Here is a 4,518-nt window from a genome sequence, read left to right as displayed (position 1 = left end):
ACGTATCTATATTCATCAAGCGGATGCGCTTAACCAGATTACTAAAGACCATTCTTTTGTCCAAGAATTATTAGATATGGATATGATTACTAAAGATGAAGCTCAGGTTCACCCACAAAAGAATATCGTGACTCGGGCAGTGGGTATTGCTGCTGACGTTGATGTAGATATTAATGTTGTAGATTTTTTAGTAGATGAAACCTTACTATTATGTTCAGACGGATTAACCGATATGGTTGAGGAAACAGAAGCCTTGGCCATTTTGAGTGATGAAAGACTCACTATTGAAGAGAAAGCTGACCAATTAATTGCTCTTGCTAACGACCGTGGAGGCCGAGACAATGTTTCGGTGGTTGTCGCACATAGAACACCAGCAAATTTTAAAAAGGAAGAAACATTCGAACATGAAATTGAAAATGAAAGGGGTGAATTCTAATGAAATCTGGTCAAATCATTGATGAACGCTATAAAATTGTGAACCATATCGGTTCAGGTGGTATGGCGGATGTATACCTTGCTTATGATCCTATTTTAGAGCGTGATGTTGCCATCAAATTCTTGCGTGTAGGGAAAACAGATGCCATGGATGCCACCAAACGATTTGAGCGTGAAGCCCTATCCGTATCAGAATTGAACCATCCAAACGTAGTCAATTTATTTGACGTGGGTGAAGATGAGGAAGGCAAGTTTATCGTGATGGAATATGTGGACGGTATGGACTTAAAAGCTTATATCCGTGAAAACCACCCAATTCCAGTAGATATTATCCAAAACTTGATGATTCAAATCTTATCAGGTGTTCAAGCTGCCCATAATATCGGTATTGTTCACCGTGATTTAAAACCCCAAAATATTATGGTCAACCACGATGGTACAATTAAAATTATGGACTTTGGAATTGCTATGGTGACTTCTGAAACAAGTATCACCCAAACCAATTCGATTATTGGTTCAGTCCATTATCTATCACCAGAACAAGCACGTGGTTCAATGGCCACAAGTCTTTCAGATATTTACTCATTAGGTGTAGTCTTATTTGAAATGCTAACAGGCCGTGTACCATTTGACGGTGAATCAGCAGTCTCAATTGCCTTGAAACATTTCCAAGAGCCACTACCACCAATCGAAGCTTACCGGGAAGACGCCCCACAAAGTTTAATTAATGTGGTGGCCAAAGCAACAGCTAAAGAACCATCCGCTCGTTATCAAACCACACAAGAAATGATTGACGACTTAGAAACGGTCTTTTCTGATAACCGGAAAAATGAGCCTGTATTTATCCCAGCTAACATGGCTAATGAAACGATTGTCATGGCTAAGGAAGACATCGAAAATCAAATGCGTCTAGCAGAGTCCGATGAAGTACAGTTAATGGCAGCTGGTGAAAAAGCAGTTGATGACGATACAGCACCGGATACAACCGATGAAAACCCTGAAGATACTCTTTTAGATGATTCAGATGAACATGATATTGCAGATAAGGCTGTTTTGGCTGCAGGCGCTGGTTTAGCTGGAGCCGCCTTAGCGGGTCCGGGAACGGCTGCAGCTGGAAGCGTCGGCGCTACAGATGTTGCAGGTGTTAGTGATTTACAAGCAAGCCCATCTCCAAGTCCTAGTGGTAATGGTACCGATCAGGACGGTGGCAACAAGCCAACAAGTAATCCTAAAAAAAATTCTGTAAAACCAAGTAATAAACAGCCGAAAAGTCGTAAACCAATGGCCATTATTGCAGGAATCATCGTTGGACTTATTTTAGTTGCTTTCCTAGGTTATAACTATATGGCAGGCCGTAATATTACCGTACCTGACTTAGCGGGTATGACAGAGCAAGAGGCATCCTTAACTTTAGAAAGCTTAGATTTAGTTCTAGGAGATGTAACAGCAGTATATGATGAAGAAATTGAAGCTGGTCGTGTGATTAACTCAAGTCCATCAGCAAACACAGAAGTGAAACATGATACGGAAGTCGATGTCAATATTTCGCAAGGTCCTGAGCCGTATGAATTAAAGGATTACTCTGGGCAACCTTTTACGAAAATTGAAGAAGAATTAACGGCATTAGGATTTACCGTAACCCAAGAAGAAGACTACTCTGATTCAGTCGAAGCAGGAGACATCTTGAGTCAATCTATTGAACAAGGCGAAGCAGTCATACCTGGTGAGACAACTATTAACTTTGTTGTTTCTGCGGGTGTTGAAACCTTTACGATGGCTGATTTATCTGGTTGGAATAGAGCGTCAATTCAACAATATGCTGAATCAAATGGTTTAGTTGCTTCATTTGATTCACAATATTCAGGTTGGGTACCGGATGGTGTTATGATTTCTCAATCAATTACACCAGGTACGGAATTTGTAGCTGGAGATGAATTATATATTGTGATGTCTGATGGACCAGAACCAGTATCTAGTTCATCAAGTTCAAGCTCTTCATCTTCATCTTCATCCTCAAGCTCATCATCCAATGACGATGATGACGACGAAGACGATGATAGCTCATCATCAAGTTCATCATCTAATAGTAGTTCAAGCAGCTCAAGTTCTTCATCGTCAAGTTCATCATCGAGTGCTAGTTCATCATCTAGCCAACGTGAAAGTTCAAATGTAGAAGATTAGCAAAACAAATACCAATCAGCACAAGGCGTAGACATCATTGTTTACGTCTTTTTTGCCATTTTAAAGACTCTTCCAATGAATAAAAATTGTCGGAGTGTTTTTTATGTAGAATTTGGGGTAAAATAGGGCATAAGTATGCAGACGCAAATTTTTATATCTATTGAGGATATATAGAATTGAACCAATAAGGAGGTATTTTTCAAAAGCATGAAGAGAAAAGATGATTATATTCAACCAAATGCGCCGACATACACGGGCCAAATTATTAAAGCCCTATCTGGTTTTTATTATGTAGAAGAAAAAGAAAGCCAAGTGATTTATACCACACGGGCACGTGGCCAATTTAGAAATACGCAAACAACACCATTGGTGGGCGATTTTGTGGAATTTCAAGCCAACAATACCAAAGAAGGCTATGTAATGAAAATCTTACCACGCTATAGCCAAATGATTCGACCGGCAGTAGCTAATGTGGACGTGGCCTTGTTGGTAGCATCTGTTACGGAACCCCAAATACAGCCAAAATTATTAGACCGTTTCCTAGTTTATTTAGAGTCAGAAAATATCGAACCCATTCTTTACTTTTCCAAAATGGACTTAACTGACCAAGCTAGTGAGTCAGTTAAAGACCGGATCGACCAATTCATCAAGGTCTATAAGGAAGTTGGCTACCAAGTCATTTTATCAACAGACCTAGATGGAAATTTTGATCAATTGAAGGACATCGTGGCCAATCGGACCATGGTGGTTGTAGGCCAGTCAGGGGTTGGAAAATCTACCTTGCTTAACCGATTATTGCCAGATTTAGCGATTGAAACAGGGGAAATCTCAACATCACTAGGACGCGGCCGTCATACTACCCGTCATACGGAATTACATGATATCTTTGAAGGGAAAGTGGCAGATACACCAGGTTTCTCTAGTATCGATATCGACCAATTAGATAAAGTCTTATTATCTAACTACTTCCCAGAAATGCGGGCCATTCAAGACCAATGTAAGTTCCGTGGTTGTACCCATATTCAAGAACCTAAATGTGCAGTGAAAGCCGCCTTAGATGCCGGTGAGATCGCGCAAAGTCGCTATGACTCTTACCTACAAATCTTCCAAGAAATTGACAATGCAAAACCTAAATATTAGAAAGTAGGAATGTACATGTATATTGCACCATCTATTTTATCTGCGAATTTTGGTAAATTTATTGACGAAGTAAATCGAATCGAAGAAGCTGGCGCTGACTGGGTTCACATTGATATCATGGACGGCCATTTCGTGCCCAATCTAACCTTTGGCGCTGGCGTCGTTGAAGCTTTGCGCCCAAACACCAAGATGACCCTAGATTGCCATTTAATGGTCTCTAACCCAGAAGCACATGTTGAAACATTTGCTAACGCGGGGGCAGACTACTTTACGGTTCATTACGAGGCGACTAGCCACCTACATGGCTTGATCCAAACCATTCACAAACATGGTATGAAGGCTGGTGTGGCCATTAATCCAGCAACGCCCGTATCAGCCATTGCCCCGATTCTAAAAGACGTCGATATGATTTTAGTCATGACCGTAAACCCGGGATTTGGCGGTCAATCATTTATTGAATCAACTGTTGATAAGATGGCTGAATTAAGTACTTTCAGAGCGGAAAATGACGCAAATTTCCTAATCGAAGTAGACGGTGGAATCAACGCTGAAACGGCTAAAATCTGTGCAAAAAACGGCGTAGATGCCTTTGTAGCCGGCTCATACATCTTCAATAAAGACGACGTGAAACAACCAATTGATGCATTAAAAATGGCCATTAAGTAAATTTTAGTACTTGAAAAGTTTTTTAACTGGCAGTCACTAGAAGGAAGTGGATACATGCAAGTTTATCTCATCGGATCAGGACCCTTTGACCCCGAT

At 40.6% G+C, this 4,518-nt stretch carries 3 protein-coding genes and 1 pseudogene; all 4 read left to right on the top strand.

All coding sequences use genetic code 11. The features are described from left to right. Positions 1-436: pseudogene (locus tag ACRCJ0_RS09800) on the top strand (Stp1/IreP family PP2C-type Ser/Thr phosphatase); the annotation flags it as partial. After that, positions 436-2,616 carry a protein kinase domain-containing protein gene (locus tag ACRCJ0_RS09795; RefSeq protein ID WP_431390317.1) on the top strand — a complete coding sequence of 727 codons (2,181 nt, stop codon included), beginning with the start codon at positions 436-438 and terminating at the stop codon, positions 2,614-2,616. The pseudogene ACRCJ0_RS09800 and the gene ACRCJ0_RS09795, both read left to right, overlap by 1 nt. Before the next feature lie 207 nt (positions 2,617-2,823). After that, positions 2,824-3,756 (top strand): ribosome small subunit-dependent GTPase A, encoded by a 933-nt coding sequence (rsgA, locus tag ACRCJ0_RS09790; protein ID WP_431390316.1) that lies wholly within the window; start codon positions 2,824-2,826, stop codon positions 3,754-3,756. 15 nt (positions 3,757-3,771) lie between these two features. Next, positions 3,772-4,422 carry a ribulose-phosphate 3-epimerase gene (rpe, locus tag ACRCJ0_RS09785; protein WP_431390315.1) on the top strand — a complete coding sequence of 217 codons (651 nt, stop codon included), beginning with the start codon at positions 3,772-3,774 and terminating at the stop codon, positions 4,420-4,422. The last annotated feature ends 96 nt before the right edge of the window (positions 4,423-4,518 follow it).

The sequence above is a fragment of the Aerococcus sp. L_32 genome (assembly GCF_050689315.1).
This window is presented reverse-complemented; position numbering and strand designations above follow the sequence as displayed.